Origin of the sequence: Mycolicibacter heraklionensis, assembly GCF_019645815.1 — a bacterium.
In the GTDB taxonomy this organism is placed as follows: Bacteria; Actinomycetota; Actinomycetes; order Mycobacteriales; family Mycobacteriaceae; genus Mycobacterium; species Mycobacterium heraklionense.
The window spans coordinates 3920340-3937839 of record NZ_CP080997.1; the positions used below are offsets into that span (position 1 = coordinate 3920340).

Annotated in this window: 18 protein-coding genes; 2 read left to right on the forward strand and 16 right to left on the reverse strand. The window is 67.7% G+C overall.

Annotation, left to right across the window (positions count from 1 at the left end; all coding sequences use genetic code 11):
* Positions 1–5: 5 nt before the first annotated feature.
* The 16 genes from K3U94_RS18560 to K3U94_RS18635 all read right to left on the reverse strand — a co-directional run bounded on the left by K3U94_RS18560 (position 6) and on the right by K3U94_RS18635 (position 15231).
* Positions 6–1451, reverse strand: a complete 1446-nt coding sequence (locus tag K3U94_RS18560) for an NAD-dependent succinate-semialdehyde dehydrogenase (RefSeq protein ID WP_220694662.1) — start codon at positions 1449–1451, stop codon at positions 6–8.
* Positions 1451–2968, reverse strand: coding sequence for an aldehyde dehydrogenase family protein (locus K3U94_RS18565; protein ID WP_230987221.1), 1518 nt, complete (start codon positions 2966–2968; stop codon positions 1451–1453). Before K3U94_RS18565 ends, K3U94_RS18560 begins: the two co-directional genes overlap by 1 nt.
* Positions 2965–4359, reverse strand: coding sequence for a carotenoid oxygenase family protein (locus K3U94_RS18570; protein ID WP_220694663.1), 1395 nt, complete (start codon positions 4357–4359; stop codon positions 2965–2967). The genes K3U94_RS18565 and K3U94_RS18570 overlap by 4 nt, the downstream gene beginning before the upstream one ends.
* Positions 4360–4431: 72 nt before the next feature.
* Entirely contained in the window at positions 4432–4647 is a 216-nt protein-coding gene (locus tag K3U94_RS18575; protein WP_230987222.1) for a lipoyl domain-containing protein, read from the reverse strand.
* A gap of 22 nt (positions 4648–4669) precedes the next feature.
* A complete protein-coding gene (locus K3U94_RS18580) occupies positions 4670–4876 on the reverse strand; it encodes a ferredoxin (RefSeq protein WP_350355349.1) in 207 nt (68 codons plus the stop codon).
* Positions 4873–6018: a thiolase family protein gene (locus tag K3U94_RS18585; RefSeq protein WP_220694666.1), complete on the reverse strand. Its 1146-nt coding sequence runs from the start codon at positions 6016–6018 to the stop codon at positions 4873–4875. The genes K3U94_RS18580 and K3U94_RS18585 overlap by 4 nt, the downstream gene beginning before the upstream one ends.
* Entirely contained in the window at positions 6018–6443 is a 426-nt protein-coding gene (locus K3U94_RS18590; RefSeq protein WP_220694667.1) for a Zn-ribbon domain-containing OB-fold protein, read from the reverse strand. Before K3U94_RS18590 ends, K3U94_RS18585 begins: the two co-directional genes overlap by 1 nt.
* Entirely contained in the window at positions 6440–6769 is a 330-nt protein-coding gene (locus K3U94_RS18595; protein WP_220694668.1) for a 2Fe-2S iron-sulfur cluster-binding protein, read from the reverse strand. Before K3U94_RS18595 ends, K3U94_RS18590 begins: the two co-directional genes overlap by 4 nt.
* A 1-nt stretch (position 6770) precedes the next feature.
* Positions 6771–7766 (reverse strand): acyl-CoA dehydrogenase family protein, encoded by a 996-nt coding sequence (locus tag K3U94_RS18600; protein ID WP_220694669.1) that lies wholly within the window; start codon positions 7764–7766, stop codon positions 6771–6773.
* The gene (locus tag K3U94_RS23765; RefSeq protein WP_230987224.1) at positions 7759–8736 is read right to left on the reverse strand and encodes an acyl-CoA dehydrogenase family protein; all 978 of its coding nucleotides are present in this window, start codon (positions 8734–8736) and stop codon (positions 7759–7761) included. The genes K3U94_RS18600 and K3U94_RS23765 overlap by 8 nt, the downstream gene beginning before the upstream one ends.
* On the reverse strand, positions 8736–10244 hold the full coding sequence (locus K3U94_RS18610) for an AMP-binding protein (RefSeq protein WP_220694670.1): 1509 nt from the start codon (positions 10242–10244) through the stop codon (positions 8736–8738). Before K3U94_RS18610 ends, K3U94_RS23765 begins: the two co-directional genes overlap by 1 nt.
* 4 nt (positions 10245–10248) lie before the next feature.
* A complete protein-coding gene (locus K3U94_RS18615; RefSeq protein ID WP_220694671.1) occupies positions 10249–11259 on the reverse strand; it encodes an alpha-ketoacid dehydrogenase subunit beta in 1011 nt (336 codons plus the stop codon).
* Positions 11256–12248, reverse strand: coding sequence for a thiamine pyrophosphate-dependent dehydrogenase E1 component subunit alpha (locus tag K3U94_RS18620; RefSeq protein WP_220694672.1), 993 nt, complete (start codon positions 12246–12248; stop codon positions 11256–11258). Before K3U94_RS18620 ends, K3U94_RS18615 begins: the two co-directional genes overlap by 4 nt.
* Positions 12249–12350: 102 nt before the next feature.
* Positions 12351–12977 carry a TetR/AcrR family transcriptional regulator gene (locus K3U94_RS18625; protein ID WP_220694673.1) on the reverse strand — a complete coding sequence of 209 codons (627 nt, stop codon included), beginning with the start codon at positions 12975–12977 and terminating at the stop codon, positions 12351–12353.
* 86 nt (positions 12978–13063) lie between these two features.
* Positions 13064–14458 carry an aromatic ring-hydroxylating oxygenase subunit alpha gene (locus K3U94_RS18630; protein ID WP_220694674.1) on the reverse strand — a complete coding sequence of 465 codons (1395 nt, stop codon included), beginning with the start codon at positions 14456–14458 and terminating at the stop codon, positions 13064–13066.
* Positions 14455–15231: an SDR family NAD(P)-dependent oxidoreductase gene (locus K3U94_RS18635; protein WP_220694675.1), complete on the reverse strand. Its 777-nt coding sequence runs from the start codon at positions 15229–15231 to the stop codon at positions 14455–14457. Before K3U94_RS18635 ends, K3U94_RS18630 begins: the two co-directional genes overlap by 4 nt.
* A gap of 158 nt (positions 15232–15389) precedes the next feature.
* On the opposite strand from K3U94_RS18635, the gene K3U94_RS18640 reads away from it, so the two are divergent.
* The gene (locus K3U94_RS18640) at positions 15390–16625 is read left to right on the forward strand and encodes a cytochrome P450 (protein ID WP_220694676.1); all 1236 of its coding nucleotides are present in this window, start codon (positions 15390–15392) and stop codon (positions 16623–16625) included.
* Positions 16626–16636: 11 nt separating this feature from the next.
* Positions 16637–17500 (forward strand): MlaE family ABC transporter permease, encoded by an 864-nt coding sequence (locus K3U94_RS18645; protein ID WP_047320770.1) that lies wholly within the window; start codon positions 16637–16639, stop codon positions 17498–17500.

Consider the following 17500-nt stretch of genomic DNA (forward strand, 5'->3'; position numbering starts at 1 on the left):
GCCGTTCAGGCCAGGGCGATGTATTTGGTTTCGAGATATTCCTCGATTCCTTCCGCGCCGCCTTCTCTGCCCAGCCCGGATTCCTTGATGCCGCCGAAGGGCGCCGCGGCATCGGAGATGACGCCGCGGTTGACGCCGACCATTCCGGACTCGACCTGTTCGGCCACCCGCAGTGCTCGATCCAGGTCACGGGTGTAGATGTAGGCGGCCAGCCCGTATTCGGTGGCATTCGCCGCGGCGACCCCGGCGGTTTCGCCGTCGAATCCGGCGATCGCCGCCACCGGACCGAACACCTCCTCGGTGAGCAGCCTGGCGTCGGAAGGGATTTCGGACAGCACGGTCGGGGGGTAGAAATAACCCCGCCCCGGCTCGGGCCGCCCACCCAGCAGCAGGGCCGCCCCCTTGCCGACCGCGTCGTCGACCAGCTCGCCGACCTTGCTGCGCTGCCGTTCGTTGATCAGCGGTCCGACGTCGACGCCGGGGCGCGTCCCGTCTCCGACGGTCAGCTTCGCCATTCGGGCGGTGAGTTTCTCGGTGAATTCGTCGCGCACCGCGTTGTCGACGTGAATGCGGTTGGCCGCGGTACAGGCCTCGCCACCGTTGCGCATCTTCGCCGCCAGAGCTCCTTCGACCGCGGCGTCGATATCCGCGTCGGCGAACACCACGAACGGGGCGTTGCCGCCGAGTTCCATCGAGGTGCGCAGCACCTTGCCGGCGGCCTGCGCCAGCAGGCTCTTACCCACCGCGGTGGATCCGGTGAAAGTCAGCTTGCGCAGTCGCCGGTCGGCCAACAGCGGCGCGGTCAGCGCCGCCGCATCCATGGTGGGCAGCACCGACAGCACCCCGTCGGGCAGGCCTGCCTCAGCCAGCACTGACCCGAGGAACAGCATGGTCAACGGGGTATCGGGTGCGGGTTTGACGATCGCGGTACAGCCCGCGGCCACCGCCGCGGCGATCTTTCGGGTTCCCATCGCCAGCGGGAAATTCCACGGGGTGATCGCCAACGTCGGCCCGACCGGCTGCTTGGTCACCAGGATCCGGCCGTTGCCCGACGGGGCGGCACTGTAGCGGCCGTTGATCCGCACCGCCTCCTCACTGAACCAGCGCAGGAACTCCGCACCGTAGCTGACCTCGGCATGGCTCTCCGCCAACGGTTTACCCATTTCCAGCGTGATCAGCAGCGCGAACCGGTCACGGTGGTGCTCGACGAGTTCGTATGCCCGGCGAAGGATCTCGGCTCGCTGCCGAGGTGGCGTAGCCGACCAGTCAGCTTGAGTAGCAGCAGCGAGGTCCATGGCTTGCGCCGCGTCGTCGGGCCCGGCGTCGGCGACCTCGAGCAGGATCTCTTCGGTCGCCGGGTTGTGCACCGCGAAACGGCGTCCGCTGGCCGCCGGCTTCTCGTGCCCACCGAGCAGCAGCTCAGCGGGCACCCACGTCAATGCGGAGTCCATCAAGATCCTCTCGTCGCGAAAAACCTGCGCCGGCCCCGCCCATCCAAGACCCGCATCAGCGTCGTCACCAGGCGGGATCGGAGCTTGGACGCGGGGTACCACAGTGGTTCGCGCTTCAACACCGGACCGCGGGGCACCAGAATCGCTTGCTGGCGACAGTATTTGCGGATTCCCGCTGGACCGCCGAAGCGGGCGCCCATCCCGGAGTTCTTCCAACCGCCCATCGGCACGGCGAAGTTGACCAGATTGGCGAATGCATCGTTGATGTTGACCGCGCCGACTTCCAGACGGCGCGCCACCCGTTCACCCCGCCGCCTTTCGCCGCACCAGACCGTGGCCGAGAGGCCGTAGTCGGAATCGTTGGCCAACCGGACCGCCTCGTCCTCGTCGGCGACCTTGATCACCGGCAACAGCGGCCCGAAGGTCTCTTCGGTCATACAGGTCATCGAGTGATCAACGTCGACGAGAACAGTGGGCTCGAAGAACGCACCGGCCCCGGTGGCCTTGCCGCCGATCAGGATTCGCGCGCCGCGCGAAACGGCGTCGTCGACGTGCCGGGTCACGATGTCGCACTGCGCCGGTGTCGCCATGGCGCCGATGTCGAAGCGGAACCCGCGGTCGTCGTGGCCTTGCCGGAGTGCCCGGACCTGGTCGAGCAGACTGGCCACGAACCGGTCGTAGACCGGTGCCTCGACGTAGACCCGCTCCACTGAGATGCATACCTGCCCGGAGTTGAACAGCCCCCCGTAGACGATGCCCGCGGCCGTTCGGTCGATGTCGGCGTCGGCCAGCACGATAGCCGGATCCTTGCCCCCCAGTTCCAGACTGCAGGGTTTCAGAGCCTCACCGCACGCGGCGGCGATCGCCCGCCCCGTCGCGGTGGAGCCGGTGAATTGCACATAGTCGACCGCGTCGACGACTGCGCGCCCGGTTTCGATGCCGCCGGTCAGCACCTGCAGCACGGGAGGGGCGCCGATCTCCGCCCAGCCGCGGGCCAACTCGCACGCGCTGAGCGGAGTCACCTCCGACGGCTTCACCAAGACCGCGGCGCCGGCCATCAGCGCCGCGAACGCGTCGAAGCACGGGTTGAGCAAGGGCAGATTCCATGGCGTGATGATGCCGACCACCGGGTAGGGCTGGTATCGGGTCACCAACCGCTTCGTCAGCCCGATCGGGCTGTGCGGCCTCGGCCGTTCCTCGGCAAGGAATCCGCCGGCATGCCGCGCCCAGTATTTGGCCAGATCGATCGCCGCCGGCACTTCGATCTCCGCGTCGAACCGCGTCTTCCCGGTCTCCGACTGCACCAGGTCGGTCAACCGCGCGGAGTTGTCCATCAACCAATCCAGCAGCCGCGACAGCCATTCCGCGCGCGCAGCGGCGCCGAGGTCCTCCCATTCCGGCTGCCGTCCGCGTAGCTGCCGAACGGTGTCGGCGACGACGGCGGGTGGGTGGTCGTGGACCTGGCCCACCACCAGACCGTCGGCGGGGTTGCGGACTTCGATCGTGGGTGTCGTCACGGCTCTCCCAGGGCCTGCCGGTACAGCGGACTGTCGGCACTGTAGTAATTGCAGTGGAATCCGCTCGGGATGCGGAACGGAATGCGCACCCGCGTCAGCGGCCCGGCCGCGAGGTTCTGGGCGTCGAATACCACCAGCTCGGTCTCGGCGGCACCGGCCTGGTGGACCAGTGTCACGGCGTAGCCGTCAGATTCGTCACGTCCTCCGATGCGCGGGGCGAAGATGAGCTCCCCTGCGGCGGCACCGTCACCGAAGTGGTAAACATCCTCGGCGCCGGTCTGGGTATCGACTCGCAGCACCGCGTCCATACCGTCGGCGCGACCGTCAATCGAGTGCAGGTTGCTGTTGGCGAACACGTTTCGGCTCGGGCGGGTCATCATCCGGTCGTCCGGGCGGGGGAATTGGATGTCGTGGTCGCTGAGTATCTGCTCGGCCACCACGTCGGTGCTGGCGGCCGGGTCGATCGTCCAACGGCGCAGGCTCTGCTGGGTTTCGGCGTGCGAGCGGCGGTTGCCGTGAATGTCGGGGAACAGCGCGGTCCCTTCGGCGGCGGCCACATCGGCGACGATACGGCCGTCCTCGTCCCACACGTTGGCCTGATGCATCATGTGCCGCGGCGCGGCTTCGAACCAGCGGACGTCGGCAGCGGACCCACTGCGCGGCATGACGCCGAGTTTGGTCGGCCGGTCGGGGTCCCAGGCCACCATCGGACCGCCGGACATCGCCCGCTCCACGCTGATATCCAATGGTGTCACCGGAAATACCACGTGGTGTTCGGTGACGAAGAAGGTGTGCATCAATGTCTGGTGCGGTATCGGTATCACTTCGTAGCGCAGCAGTTCCCCGTCGGAACCCACGACTTCGTAGTGGATTTCCGGCACGGCGCCCGGACGATACGGGACCGACCCGATGTTGATCAGTTCACCGGTGGCGTAGTCGACGGTCGGATGCGCCGAGAAGGTGGTGGTGATGACCCCGCCGTAGTGTTCCTCGCCGATGGTGTCCAGGGTGCGTGGTTCCAGCCGGACCGGCGGCGCGCCCTCCATCAGCGCCAAGAGCTTTCCGCCGTGCAGGATGATGTTGGTGTTGGCCGTGTTGTACCGGGTGCCGCGGGCGAGCGGGTCGGTGGTCGCCGGGTTGTCGAGCACCCCGAACAGTCGCCGTCCGTGTTTGAGTTCCAGCTCCAGCTTTTCGGTGTGCACCCAACGGCTGCGCAGCGATACCCGGCCGTCTTCGATGAAGAACGCGTAGACCATGCCGTCGCCGTCGAACCAGTGGTAGTCCTCGGCAGTCGGCGGGTACAGTGGTTCGGCGCCGTTGCGATAGAACACCCCGGCGAGATCTTCCGGCAGGTCACCTTCGACGAACAGGTCCGGCGCTGTCACTTCCATTCGATTGGGCTGGTGATGCCCGGTGAGAAAAGGACTTTCGCGAAAGCGCGGGCTAGCCACTGGTGCCTCCGTTCATTCGATGGTGCCCAGTTGAGTGCCTACTGGGTAGGTTTCGTCAGCCTCAACGGCACCGTGTCGCAGGATACCGGCGCACGGTGCGGGGATGTCGGTCTCCACCTTGTCGGTACCCACGGTGTAGAGGTCTTCACCTTCGGCCACCGGGTGACCGTCGGGCACCAGCCAACCCATAAAGATGCCCTCGGTCATCGTGACGTCCAGTTTGGGCATTCGGATATCCATCGCAACCTTCCTAGTCGGTGAGCCGCAACGCCTGGCTCGGGCAGGACGCCACCGCGTCGGCCACCGCATCGCGGTGATCGTCGGAGATCTCGTCGACAAGCACGTATGAGACGCCGTCGTCGCCGATGGCGAAGACGTCCGGGGCTTTCATCTCGCATATTCCGTGACCGACGCAGCGGTCTTGGTCGACAAGCACTTTCACGGTTCCTCCGATCACCGGGTCAGGACGGTGCAGGCGCTCAGCCCCGGCGCGCCGTAAACGTGGGAGAACGCCACCCGGGGCGTTCCGCCGACCTGACGACCGCCCGCCGCGCCGCGCAGCTGGAGTACGTTCTCGTGGATCTGGCGCAGCCCCGACGCGCCGATCGGCTCGCCGTTGGCCAGGCAGCCGCCGTCGGTGTTGATCGGCAGCCGGCCGGTGAGTTCGGTGGCGCCCGCGTCAATGAGGTCGGTCTGCGCGCCGTGTTCGCACAGCCCGGTCTCGGCCAGGTGGATGAGCTCCGCCCCGGCGTCGGTGTCCTGCAGCTGAGCCAGGTCCACTTCGTCGGGCCCGATACCGGCGGCCTCGAAGGCGGCCGCAGCGGCGTCCACACTCGGGCTGACACCGCGGCGCACCGACAGCGACGGACTGAGCACCTCGAAAGATCCGGGCCGGCGAGTGCGCACGGCCGCACCCGCGATGTACACCGGATCGTCGCGATACCGCTTGGCGCGCTCGGCACTGCACAGCACCAAGGCGGCGGCGCCGTCACCGGGCGAGCAGAACATGTACTGACGCAGCGGGTCCGACAGCATCATCGAGTCGCGCACGTCGGCTTCGGTGAGTGGCTTGCGCCGCCAGGCGTTCGGGTTCAGTGCCGCGTTGCGAAACGCCTTGCTCGCGACTGTTTCCAGCAGCCGCGCGGGTAGCCCGTGCTCGTGCAGATAGCGCTGGATCTTCAACGCAAAGAACTGTGACGTCATGGCCAATCCGGTGGTGCCGTACCACTGCCCCAGGCCCAGTGCTTCCGGCCGGATCGCGAACGCGCCCCGCGGATGCGAGTCGAAACCGACGACCAGCGCCGTCTCGGCGGCCCCCGAACCGATCGCCTGCACCGCAGCGACCAGTGAACTGGTGCCGGTGGCGCAACCGTTGAGCACGTTGACGAACGGCACCCCGGTCAGTCCGAGATCGGCGACCAGCGTGTCGGCCGAACCGGCGTCCATGCTGCCGCCGACCGCGTAGTCGATGTCACCCCAGGACATCGCGGCGTCGTCGAGCGCGGCGCGCACCGCACGCACGGCCTCCTTGCGGGCGGTGGTGTCGAGGTAGCGGCCGAACGGCCGACAGCCGATGCCGATGATGGCTACGGATGACATCAGCGTCCCTCCTTCTCGTCCGGTGCAAACGCGAACGTGGTTGCGGTGCCGGTTTCGGCCGGTACCTCGATCCCGGTGAGCCGCATCGGCATCCCGATGCGCAGCCGGTCCGGATCGGATTCGGTGAGTCGGGTCTCGACGATGACCTCGCCGGGCAGTTCGACGTAGCCCACACCGAAGGGCGTGAACTCGTCACCGGCTGGCAGATACGGCGGGCTGGGCGGCGGGAAGCGCTGAATGGTCCAGCTCCACAGCTCACCGCGGTCGGCCAGCCGGACCGGCTCGACCCGGCCGGCGCCGCAGCGCGGGCAGCTGTCCCCGCGCGGGAAGCTGATCTCCCCGCAGTCCGCACAACGCCCGCCGAGCAGCCGGACTTCGCCGTCGACGAGTTCCATGATCGCGGAGTCGATCGGTTCGGCGGTCATGCGCTGGGCTCCTGTCTGCGGGCACGCACCCCGCGCTTGCGGACGACGACGTCGCCATGGACGGCAGCCTGGCAAGCCAGCCGGACCTGGTCCCCGCGCCCGCCGTGATCACCGGAGATGCCGCGAACCGCACGGGATTCGGTCTCACTCGGCGGGGCCAGCCGATCCGGGTGTGCGAGAACCTCGACATGGCAGACCAGGCATTCGCCATTACCGCCGCAGATCGTCGGCCAGCGGTAACCGGCGGCTTCGGCGGCGGCCATGATGGTCTGCCCGTCAGCGGCGCCGAATCGGACGCCGGACGGTTGGACGGTGACGGTGGCCATCTCAGCCCCGCCGCAGTTCGCGCCAGGGTCGGCCGCGGTCGAGGTCGGGCTCGCGCTCGAGTCCGAGTACCCGCTCGGCGATGATGTTGCGCTGAATCTCCGAGGTCCCACCGGCGACGGTGAGCCGGCGGCTGTCCAGCAGACCGTAGGTCTCGGCCGGTTCCTCGTCGCCGTCCCAGCACGCGGCCGACGGCCCGGCCAGGTCGAAGGCCAGTTCGCTGATGCGCTGGGAGAGCTCGGATTGCAGCAGTTTGGTGATGGATCCTTTGGCGTCGCCGGTGTTGTGCAGTCGCAGGTTGGTCAGCGACAGTGCGCGTTCGGTGGCGATCAGCGAGGCCAGCCGGTCGGACAGCATCCCGTCCTGCCAGCCACCGCGGCGCCGGGCCAGCTCCACCACCGGGCCGATCTCCACCCCGCTGGCGGCCGACGACTCCGAGAGGCCGGATCGTTCGGCGGTCAGGGTCGACATCGCCACCCGCCAGCCACCGTTCAGCGGTCCGAGCATGGCGTCGGCGGGCAGGGCGACGCCTTCCAAGAAGACTTCGCAGAAGTGTTCGCTGCCGGTCATCTGGCGCAACGGCCGCACCGTCACCCCCGCAGCCGCCAGGTCGACGACGAAGCAGGTGATGCCGGCGTTCTTTGGCTGGTCGATATCGGTGCGCGCCAACAGCATTCCGTACCGAGACAGGTCAGCGAAGGAGCTCCATACCTTCTGCCCGTCGACGATCCAGCCCCCGGCGCCGTCCGGTACCGCGCGGGTGGCCAGGCTGGCCAGGTCGGACCCGGCGCCCGGTTCGCTGAACAACTGGCACCACATGTCGTCACCGGAGACGATCCCGGGCAGATACCGGCGGCGCTGCTCGTCGGTGCCCCATTCGATGACGGCCGGGCCGATCAGGGTGAGCGGTACGAAATGGTGCACCGGCAGATCGGCTTGGGCACTGGCCGACTCATACCAGCGTCGAGCGGTGTCGGTGTCGAAGCTCTGGTCAGCCATCGGGATGCTCTCCCGCGTCGATCAGCGTGACCAGCCGGCTCCGGTGGTGTGCCGCAGTTCCGGTGAGGGCGGTCACCGCGTGAGCCCGGCGCAGGTAGCGGTGCGCCCAGTGCTCCCAGGTGATCGCGATTCCGCCGTGCAATTGAACGGCGGCCTTGGTCATCTCGACGGCGGTCTGCCGCGACAGTGCGGCGGCCACGGCGAGGTCCAGCTCGGCCTGGGCAGTGCCGTCCGGGAACTGCCAGGCGGCGGCGTACACGGCGGAGCGAGTCAGCTCCACCTGGGCGAGCAGGTCGGCCAGCCGATGTTTGATGGCTTGGAACGATCCGATCGTTCTGCCGAATTGCACGCGCTGGCTGACATAGTCGACGGTGCCGTCCAGCGCCCGCTGCGCCACCCCGAGGAGCTCCGCGGAGAGCGCCAGGTCGCCGCGGCGGCGCATCGCGGTCACGGTTTCCGGCGAACAATCCAGCGGTGTTCCCACGTCGGTGCCGCGGCCCATGGTCCGAGACAGGTCCAAACCGGACAGGGCCCGCAGCTCTGTGCCGAGCACCAGTCCGCCGTCGGTCTCACCCACCACGACGGTGTCGTCGCTGAAATCCCAACAGTGATCGGAACGCTCGCCGTCGACCCGGGTCAGTGAGACCGCCGCCGATACCCCGCGCTCCCCGTTGCGCACTCGGCCGAATGCGGGCGCATTGGCCAGCGGGCCCACCACCGTCGCCGAGAGCAGCGGTCCGTCGAATAAGGCGGCCCCGGATTCTTCGGCCAGGATCGCCAATTCGACCGCCGATCCACCGTCGTTGAACAGCAGATCGTCCAGACCGATCTCGGTGAGCAGGCGCCGCCACCGGAGTCCGCGCTCCAGATCTGCGGTAGCGGCGAAGTAGCCACGCAGCACACCGCGTAGCGCGTCGTGTTCGTCGGTGAACGCGAACATCCGCGCAGCGTCGAGCCCGGCCGCCGGCATCAGGAGCTCACCGCTTCGGACGGTCGGCGTGCAGCCAGGTAGCCGTCGCGCAGCTGACGCTTGTTGATCTTGCCCATCGCCGAGCGCAGCTCGAACTCCACCAGCTCCACCACGCTTGGACACTTGTAGTGCGACAGCCGGTCCCGGCACCAGGCGACGAGCTCGGCGGGGTCGGTGCCGGGATCGGCGACCACCAGGGCGCAGAGCTGCTCGCCGAGATCGTCGTGCGGAATGCCGATCACCGCGACGTCGCGGACGCTCCCGTGAGTGCGCAGCACCTCCTCGGACTCGGCCGGATAGAGGTTCACCCCGCCGCTGACCACCATGTCGGAGGCCCGATCGGTCAGATACAGATAGCCGTCGGCATCGAGGTAGCCGATCTCGCCGATCGCAAAGACCCCGTCGGCGACGTAGCTGCGCCGCGTCTTCTCCGGATCACCGTGGTAGCTGGGCCGGTGCCCGGTAGTCGATTCCACACAGACCAGACCGGACTCACCGCTGGGCAACACGGTGCCGTCTTCGCTGCGGATGGTCACCTCGCAGCCGGGCAGCGCCCGCCCGACCGAACCGGGGTGAGCCAGCCATTCGCCCGAGTCGATCATGGTGATGGTGCCCGCCTCGGTAGACCCGTATGCCTCGATGAACACCGGCCCGAACCAGTCGATCATCGCCCGTTTCACGTGCACCGGACACGCCGCGCCGGTATGAATGACGCTGCGCAAGCTGCTGACATCGTAACGATCCCGAATCCCCTTGGTCAGGGCCAGCATTCGCGAGAAATGGGTGGGCACCATCATCGATGACGCGATCCGGTGCGCGTCGATGGCGGCCAGCACCGCCTCCGCGTCGAACTTGGGCGCAATGACCAGCGCGGTGCCGACCATCAGGCCGCGCACGCCGGTGATCGGGCCGGTGTGGTGCATCGGCGCGACCACCAGATGCTTTCCGGCCGGACGGATCCGGGACGCTCTGATCTGCTCGACGTGGTCCACCATGGATGCACCACCCGGAAACATCTGCGCGGGAAGCTCCACACCCTTGGGCCGCCCGGTGGTGCCGGAGGTGTAGTAGAGCGGAGCCGCCGGTGCGATCGCGTCCGACGGCTCGGCGCCGGAATACGACGCCACAGCGCGGTCGAATTCGTCCCAGCCCACTACGGCAACGTCCAGATCCGCCTCACGCACGGTCGCCGCGGCGCGCGCACTGCACAGCACGGTGTGCACCGACGCGTCCCGCAGGATGTAGCCGACTTCGCCGGCGGCGAGGTGGTAGCTCACCGGCACCACCGACAGCCCCGCGTACGTGGTCGCCAGGTGCGCCAGCGCGGTGTGCGCACTGTTCTCGGCCATCACCGCAATCCGCTGTCCGGGTTCGACACCCAGCGACAGCAGCCAGTGAACGGCCCGGTTGAGCAGCGAATTCAGTTGCGGCCACGTCCATGCGGCGACCCCATCGGTGAGGGCCACTCCGTCGTCGCGCTCGGCATGCTGCGCAATCCCGTAGACCAACCGGCTATCCCCTCAGCGCGGTCCGCGACCGGGCCAGCGTCGCCTTGGCGGCTGCGACGATCTGATCGGGGTGGGGCACGAACGCGTCCTCGAGCACTTTCGCGAACGGGATCGGGGTGTTGGCGCCGGCCACTCGCTGCACCGGGGCACCCAGCTCGTCGAAGAGGTTCTCGGTGATGAGGCTGGCCAGCTCGGCACCGAAACCGCTGCGGCGCACCGCCTCATGGATGACGACGGCGTGCCGGGTGCGCCCGACCGACGCCAGGATGGTGGCCTCGTCCAACGGCACCAGCGACCGCAGATCGATCACCTCGGCGTCGATCGAGTCCTGCGCCAGCCGTTCGGCGGCGGCCAGCGCGTCGTGCACCTGCCGGCCGTAGCTGATCAGGGTGATGTCGCTGCCCGGCCGCACGGTGGCGGCACTGCCGAGTGGAACCAGGTGGTGGCCGGTCGGAACCGGTTGCGGTGGGCCGAAATACAGCAGGCTCTGCTCTACCACCACAACCGGGTCCGGGTCGAAAATGGCTGCGGTCAAAAGCCCCTTGGCGTCGGCGGGGTTGCTGGGCACCACGACTTTCAGGCCGGGAATGTGGGTCAGCCAGGCTTCCAGCATCTCCGAATGCTGGGCGCCGAACTGCATTCCGGCGCCGGCGGCGCAGCGGATGGTCAGCGGCACCGTGGTCTGCCCGCCGGACATGTAGCGCAGTTTGGCGGCGTGGTTGGAGAGCTGGTCCATGCAGACGGCGAGAAAGTCCATCAGCATGATCTCGGCGACCGGGCGCATCCCGCCGATCGCCGCGCCGATCGCCGCCCCGACAATGGCCTGCTCGCTGATCGGCGTGGCCCGCACCCGATGAGCGCCGTACTTGGTGGACAACCCCACCTGCGTCTTGAACACCCCGCCGCTGGGGTCGGCGATGTCCTCACCGAGCAGGATCACCGACGGGTCGCGGCCCAGCGCGTCATCAAGCGCGCTGCATACCGCCTGGAACCCCGACATCGGTTGCTCGCTCACGCCAGCGCCTCCTCGTACACGTCGGTCAGCCCTTCCGACAGCGGCGGTTCGGGACTGTCGAGGGCGAACTTCACCGCCGCCGCGATCTCGGACTTGGCGTCGGCCTCGATGGCCGCGATGTCGGCGGCGGTGAGCACGTCGTTGTCGATCAGCCATTCCCGGAAGGCCAGCACCGGGTCGGCAGCGCGCGCCTCGTCGAGCTCGCCGGGCTTCATGTATTCGTTGCCGTCGGACATCTGGTGGCCGTAGAACCGGAAGGTCATCGCCTCGATGAGGGTGGGACCTTCCCCGGCACGGGCTCGCTCGATGGCGCGCTTCGCCGCGGCGTACATCGCGATCGGGTCGTTGCCATCCACCCGCACACCGGGCATGTTGTAGCTGGCGGCGCGGTCGGCGATCCGCTCCACACTGGTGCCGTCCTCGAACGAGGTGTGTTCGGCGTACCGGTTGTTCTGGCAGCAGAAGACCACCGGCAGTTTCCACAGGCCGGCCAGATTGCACGCCTCGTGGAAGGCCCCGATGTTGGTGGCGCCGTCACCGAAGTTGACCACCGTGACCCGGTCGCCGCCCTGCAGCTGCGCGGACAGGGCCAGCCCGGCGGCAATCGGCAGGCCGCCTCCCACGATGCCGGTGGTGACCATCAGCCCCGACGCCGGATGGGTGATGTGCATCGGTCCGCCCTTGCCCTTACAGGTGCCGGTGGCCTTGCCCATGAACTCGGCCCACAGCTCGGGCATCGGCACGCCCTTGGCCAGGTGGTCATGCAGACCGCGATAGGTGGTGACCACGTAGTCGGTGGACTTGAGCAGGGCACCGATCGACGCCGGGATGATCTCTTGGCCGCGCGGTGAGTAGTACTGGGCGCTGACCTGCCCGGTGAGGATCAGCGAGCGGAATTTCTCGTCGCACAGTTTGATCCGGGTGGCGGTGGTGAAGATCCGCGTCAGCGTGGAGTTGTCCGGACCCGCGACGTTTTCGGAGGCGGCCACGGCGCTCCCCTCTATTAGTTGGTTCAATAATTAATTTGTAACACCGGTCACGATCCACTGTCAATGACCGTCAGAGGCGCGGTGGCGAGGCGGGGGTGGCAGCTACTCGCTGGCGCTCAGCAGCAGCGAATCGAAGAGTGCGGTCATGGCGTCCATCGCCGCGGCGTCGGTCGCTGCAGCGGCGTGCGCGAAGCCGTCGACGATGGCGCCGATCAGGTGGGCCACCGCAACGGGGTCGCGGTCGGCGGGAATCAGTCCATGGTCCTGTCCGTTTCGCACCGCCGCGGCGAGGGTCTCGGTCATCCGGACGGCCTGCTTGCCGAACGCCTCGGTGAGTTCGGGGTGACGACGGGCGTCGATCGGAGCGGTGGCCACGAAACCAGCCAGGGCGGGCGACTCGTGGTTGATCCGCGTCGACTCCGCCAGCACCGACCGCAGCAGCCCGTGCACGGACTGCGGAGTGGCCATCGCCACCGCCGTCGAGCGGGCGATGATCTTGCCGTACACGTCCTCACAGACGGCGTCGAAAAGCTTGCTCTTGGTTCCGTAGTGGTAGTACACCGCACCGGCCGTGACCCCGGCCAACTCGGCGATGAGACTGTTGGTTGCCGGGCCGTAGCCGTGCTCGGCGAAACAACGGCACGCTGCATCGATCACCCGCTGCCGGGTGTCGCCGCTGTCCGCCCCGGCCGGACGCCCCGGGCCGGACTTCACCTTTGTGTCGCTCACCCGACCATCATGGCAAACTCCGACGCCGCCGAACGTCTCGCGTCAGCCGCAACACGCCGTTGCGGACGGATCTCGTCACGGACTTGCTACCGGTCCAAATACCGGTCGAGATCCTGATGGAAGGCACGGATTCTGACCTCCTGATAGTTGGCCAGCGTCACACCCGGTTTGGTCATCGACTTCAATCCGCGTTGCACCCAGCCCAGGTTGGTCAGGTCCTGGTTGAGCACCGCGCACAGTCCGCCCAACTCCGGTGCGGCGCTGAAATCTTCGTCGGGTCCCAACACGTGCGGCGGCGCCGCCTTCGGTTTCGGCACGCCCGCCGGCAGCGGAATCAGCATCATCACGTCGAACACGCAATGGTCCGGGTCGTTGCCGTACGGCCGGAACCGGTAGGTCAACGGTGCACCCACGCCGGCCCACGGGGCCAGGTTGGGGAACACGAAATACTCGATGGCGTCCAGGATCTCGCTGTCGCTGACCTGCGACACATCGGCCCCGGTGGTCGCCGCCAGCTGGGCCCGCATCGCCTCGGCCACCACCGGGCGGGCCTCCTGGCCTTCCGGCACCGTGATGCTGCCGACGCCGTCGGGGTAGAAGTCGCGGAACATCGCCTCCAGCACGTCCTGGGGTTCCAGCGGCTCGCCCAGGTGCGGGCTGCTGGTGGCCTGGGCTGTGATCATCCGGTTGAACCCCGGCAATCCGTCGCCGCGCGGGTAGACGTCGTACTGGGTGTTGCAGTCGCCGAGGTACTCCAGCAACTGCGGATGCGTCGCGATCACGTGGTAGGACTCGATGAACGCCTCCAGTGCGACCTTCCAGTTGCAGTCGAGAACCTTGACGACATGCACGGCTTTGAAGCGATCCTGCAACCCGAACGGCTCCAGGTGCCGATCCGCCTCGCCGATGAAGTCGGCCAGTGGGACCGCGTCGCGGTCGGGGTTGACGAAGACGAATCCGGCCCAGGTCGCGGTCAGCGCTTCGGGCAGCCCGAATTTCGTGTCGTCGATGTGCGGGAAGTCCCAGCGGCAGGGCACGTCGGTCAAGGCGCCGTCCAGACTCCAGGTGAAACCGTGGAACGGGCAACGCAATTGGTTGGCGCGCCCGGAGTCGTCGCACAGCCGCCGCCCCCGGTGCAGGCACGCATTGTGGTAGGCCTTGATCTCCCCAGCCGGGGTGCGGACCACGATCAGCGACATGTCGCCCACGTCATAGACGACGTAGTCCCCGGGCTCGGGAATGTCTTCTTCCCGGCAGGCCGTCTGCCATACCCGTTTCCAGAGCTTCTCCACCTCGCGGTAGTGGAACTCGCTGCTGGTGTAGCGCTGCGTGTCGATATCGTCGGAGCCCAGGAACTCGTAGTGCTCCTCGAGCAGCGGCTTGGGCACCTCCCGGGTGTCGGTCGCCAACAGCTCCTGCACGGTGGGACCAGGTGAACGCGCCGCACCCGGCGCCGGACGCCCCGCACTGGTTTCGGTCATAGCGCCTCCTTGTTCGTCAGGTACGAAACGACCGCGTCGCCGATGAAGGCCGAGCCGTTGATGGCCCAGCCGCCGTCGACGTAGAGAACCTGCCCGGTGATGTAGCCGGCTGCCGCCGATGCCAGGAACGCGACCGCGGCGGCGACGTCGGACGGTTCGCCGATCCGCCCCAGTGGCATGGCGGCTCCGACGGCGTCGCGCAGCCCCGGGTCGCCGAACTCACCGGCGGTGCCCTCGGTCAAGATCAGACCCGGGCCGACAGCGTTGACCCGGATCCGGCGCGGCGCATACTCCGACGCCATCTGCTTGGTCAGCGCGACGATCGCGGCCTTGGATGCCGGATAGATTCCGCGCCCCGCTCCCCCGACGTCGGCGAGCACCGAGGTGAGGTTCACGATGGCCCCGCCGCGGGGACCGAATTTCGGCGCCAGCGCGCGGGTGACCAACCAGGTACCGCGCACGTTGGTTCCGAGCACGTCGTCGACGTCGGCCGCAGTGCTGTCGTCCAGCGTCGCCGACCGCCAGATGCCGGCGTTGTTCACCAGCACGTCCACCGACTCGATCGCGGCGGCCAACTCGGCAACCGAGCGTTCGTCGGACACGTCGCACGCCACCGCCCGCCCGCCGATGTCGTCGGCGGCCCGCTGCGCCGCGTCGCCGTCGACGTCGACCAGCACCACGTCGGCTCCAGCCGCCGCCAGATGACGTGAAATCGCACGTCCGATGCCGTTTCCGGCGCCGGTTACCACTGCCTTCGGAGCTGCGTCCGCCACCCGTCCTCCACTTCCGCGCGCTGCCCGCTTGGCCCCCGCACGACGCTTGCGTATGACGCAGCTCACTATTATATTAGTGCACCAATTAGTCAAGAGCGTGATGCGAATGCCTGGAGGCGGCGTTGAGCGAGACAACCTCTGAACCGAAGACCTGCCCCGTGAACGACTTCGACCCCCTCGCACCGCAGTCGTTGCAGTGCCCCTACCCGTGGTACGAGACGCTGCGCGACGAAGCACCGGTGCACTTCGTGGCCAGCCGGGGCATGTGGTTCGTCACCTCGCGCGAGTTGGTCGCCGAGGCACTGACCAATCACGAGGTGTTCTCGTCGAACTTCGGCGTACCGCAGCTTCCGGCACCGGAATCGGTGGCCGCCCAGGTCGCCGAGATCGAAGCCCAAGGCTGGCCGGCGGTGCCGACCCTGCTCACCGCCGACCCGCCGGAGCATCACTACTACCGACGGATGGTGGCCAAGGCCTTCACACCGCGGCTGATCGCCCAGCAGGAACCGGCGATCCGCCGGATCGCCACCGAGGTCGCCGACGCGCTACCGGCCGGAGAACCGGTCGACTTCATCCCGGCGTTCGCCGCACCGTTGCCGCTGCGGATCATCGCGCACATCCTCAATGTTCCCGACGACCGGATCGGCGACTTCAAGCGGTGGTCAGATCAGTTCGCTCTCACTGTCGGGGCCGAACTCGACGACGTCGGTCGCCTCGAACAAGCGCGCAGCCTGCTGGAGTTCCAGCGTTACTTCGCCGCCGAACTCGACGATCGGCGGGCCAACCCCCGCGGCGATCTGATCACCGGCCTGGTCAACGCCCCCGATGCCTCCGACGGCGACGAACCGCTGAGCACCGCCGCCTGCCTGAGCATCATTCAGCAACTGCTGATCGCCGGCAACGAAACCACCACCAAGCTGTTGACCAGCACGATGCATATGGCAGCCCAATCACCCAAATGGTGGGACTGGTTGCGGGAGAACCCCACCGAGCGCGTCGAGGCGTTCACCGAAGAGGCACTGCGGTACGCCACGCCGGTTCAGAGCATGTTCCGGATCGCCACCGCCGAGACCACACTGGGCGGCTACACCATCCCGGCCGGTGCACTGGTGGTGCTGGCCTTCGGGTCGGCCAACCGCGACGAGGCCTGGTTCGACCGGGCCGACGAGTTCAATCCCGAACGGGACAACGCCAGGACTCACCTGGCGCTGGGTCACGGCATCCATGCCTGCCTGGGGGCCCCGCTGGTCCGACTCGAGGCGAGCATCGCATTCGGTGAGTTGGCCCGCCGTTTCAGCGCGATCAGGTTCGCCGAGGACAACGACTTCACCTACGAGCCCAGTTTCATGCTGCGCGGCTTCAAACGACTCTCCCTGATCTTCGATCAGGCCTGACGGGGCTGCGCATGACGGTGCAGGCTCCGGAAATCGATGACGCGCCGAACCCGGCAAGCCGGACGATCGGACGGTGGTCGAAGGGCTACCTCGCCCGGCATCCGGTGACGGCACTGCGCACTGTGGGCGGCCAATGCGTGCTGGCGGTACGCGCTGCGCAATACCTGGTCATCGATATCGCCCGCGGACGCTTCCCATTCACCGAATTCGTCGAGCAGGCCACCTTCATGGCGCGCACCGCGATTGTGCCGACGATGTTCGTCGCCATACCGCTGAGCGTCACGCTGGCCATCCAATTCAGCTTGTTGGCAGGACAACTCGGTGCGACGTCACTGGCCGGGGCGGCCAACGGCCTGGCCGTCATCCGGCAGGGCGCACCGCTGGTGGCGGCCGTGCTGATGGCGGCCGCAGTCGGGTCGGCGACCGGCGCCGATCTGGGGTCCCGCGCGATCCGGGAAGAGACCGACGCCATGGAGGTCATGGGGGTGTCGGTGATCCGGCGGCTGGTGGTGCCGCGACTGGTGGCCAGCGTCCTGATCTCGGTCGCCCTCACCGGATTCACCTGTTTCATCGGATTCCTGGCCGGATACGCGTTCACCGTGATGCTGCAAGGCGGCACCCCGGGCAGCTACACGGCGACGTTCTCGTCCTTCGCGACCGTCGACGACCTAGTCCTGACGTTGCTCAAAGCGGTGGTGTTCGGTGTCATCGTCGCGATCATCTCCAGCTACAAGGGACTGGACACCCGGGGCGGTCCGGCCGGTGTGGCGAATTCGGTGAACGCCGCAGTGGTGCAATCGATCCTGCTGCTGCTCTTGACCAACGTCCTGATGAGCCAGATGTATCTGGTGCTGTTCCCGAAAACCAGCTTCTGA

Excerpts from the sequence above, each read along its gene's own strand:
- K3U94_RS18560 (WP_220694662.1), bottom strand. The coding sequence starts at position 1,451 with ATGGACTCCGCATTGACGTGGGTGCCCGCTGAGCTGCTGCTCGGTGGG.
- K3U94_RS18570 (WP_220694663.1), bottom strand. The coding sequence starts at position 4,359 with ATGGAAGTGACAGCGCCGGACCTGTTCGTCGAAGGTGACCTGCCGGAA.
- K3U94_RS18575 (WP_230987222.1), bottom strand. The coding sequence starts at position 4,647 with ATGCCCAAACTGGACGTCACGATGACCGAGGGCATCTTTATGGGTTGG.
- K3U94_RS18585 (WP_220694666.1), bottom strand. The coding sequence starts at position 6,018 with ATGTCATCCGTAGCCATCATCGGCATCGGCTGTCGGCCGTTCGGCCGC.
- K3U94_RS18590 (WP_220694667.1), bottom strand. The coding sequence starts at position 6,443 with ATGACCGCCGAACCGATCGACTCCGCGATCATGGAACTCGTCGACGGC.
- K3U94_RS18595 (WP_220694668.1), bottom strand. The coding sequence starts at position 6,769 with ATGGCCACCGTCACCGTCCAACCGTCCGGCGTCCGATTCGGCGCCGCT.
- K3U94_RS18600 (WP_220694669.1), bottom strand. The coding sequence starts at position 7,766 with ATGGCTGACCAGAGCTTCGACACCGACACCGCTCGACGCTGGTATGAG.
- K3U94_RS23765 (WP_230987224.1), bottom strand. The coding sequence starts at position 8,736 with ATGCCGGCGGCCGGGCTCGACGCTGCGCGGATGTTCGCGTTCACCGAC.
- K3U94_RS18630 (WP_220694674.1), bottom strand. The coding sequence starts at position 14,458 with ATGACCGAAACCAGTGCGGGGCGTCCGGCGCCGGGTGCGGCGCGTTCA.
- K3U94_RS18645 (WP_047320770.1), top strand. The coding sequence starts at position 16,637 with ATGACGGTGCAGGCTCCGGAAATCGATGACGCGCCGAACCCGGCAAGC.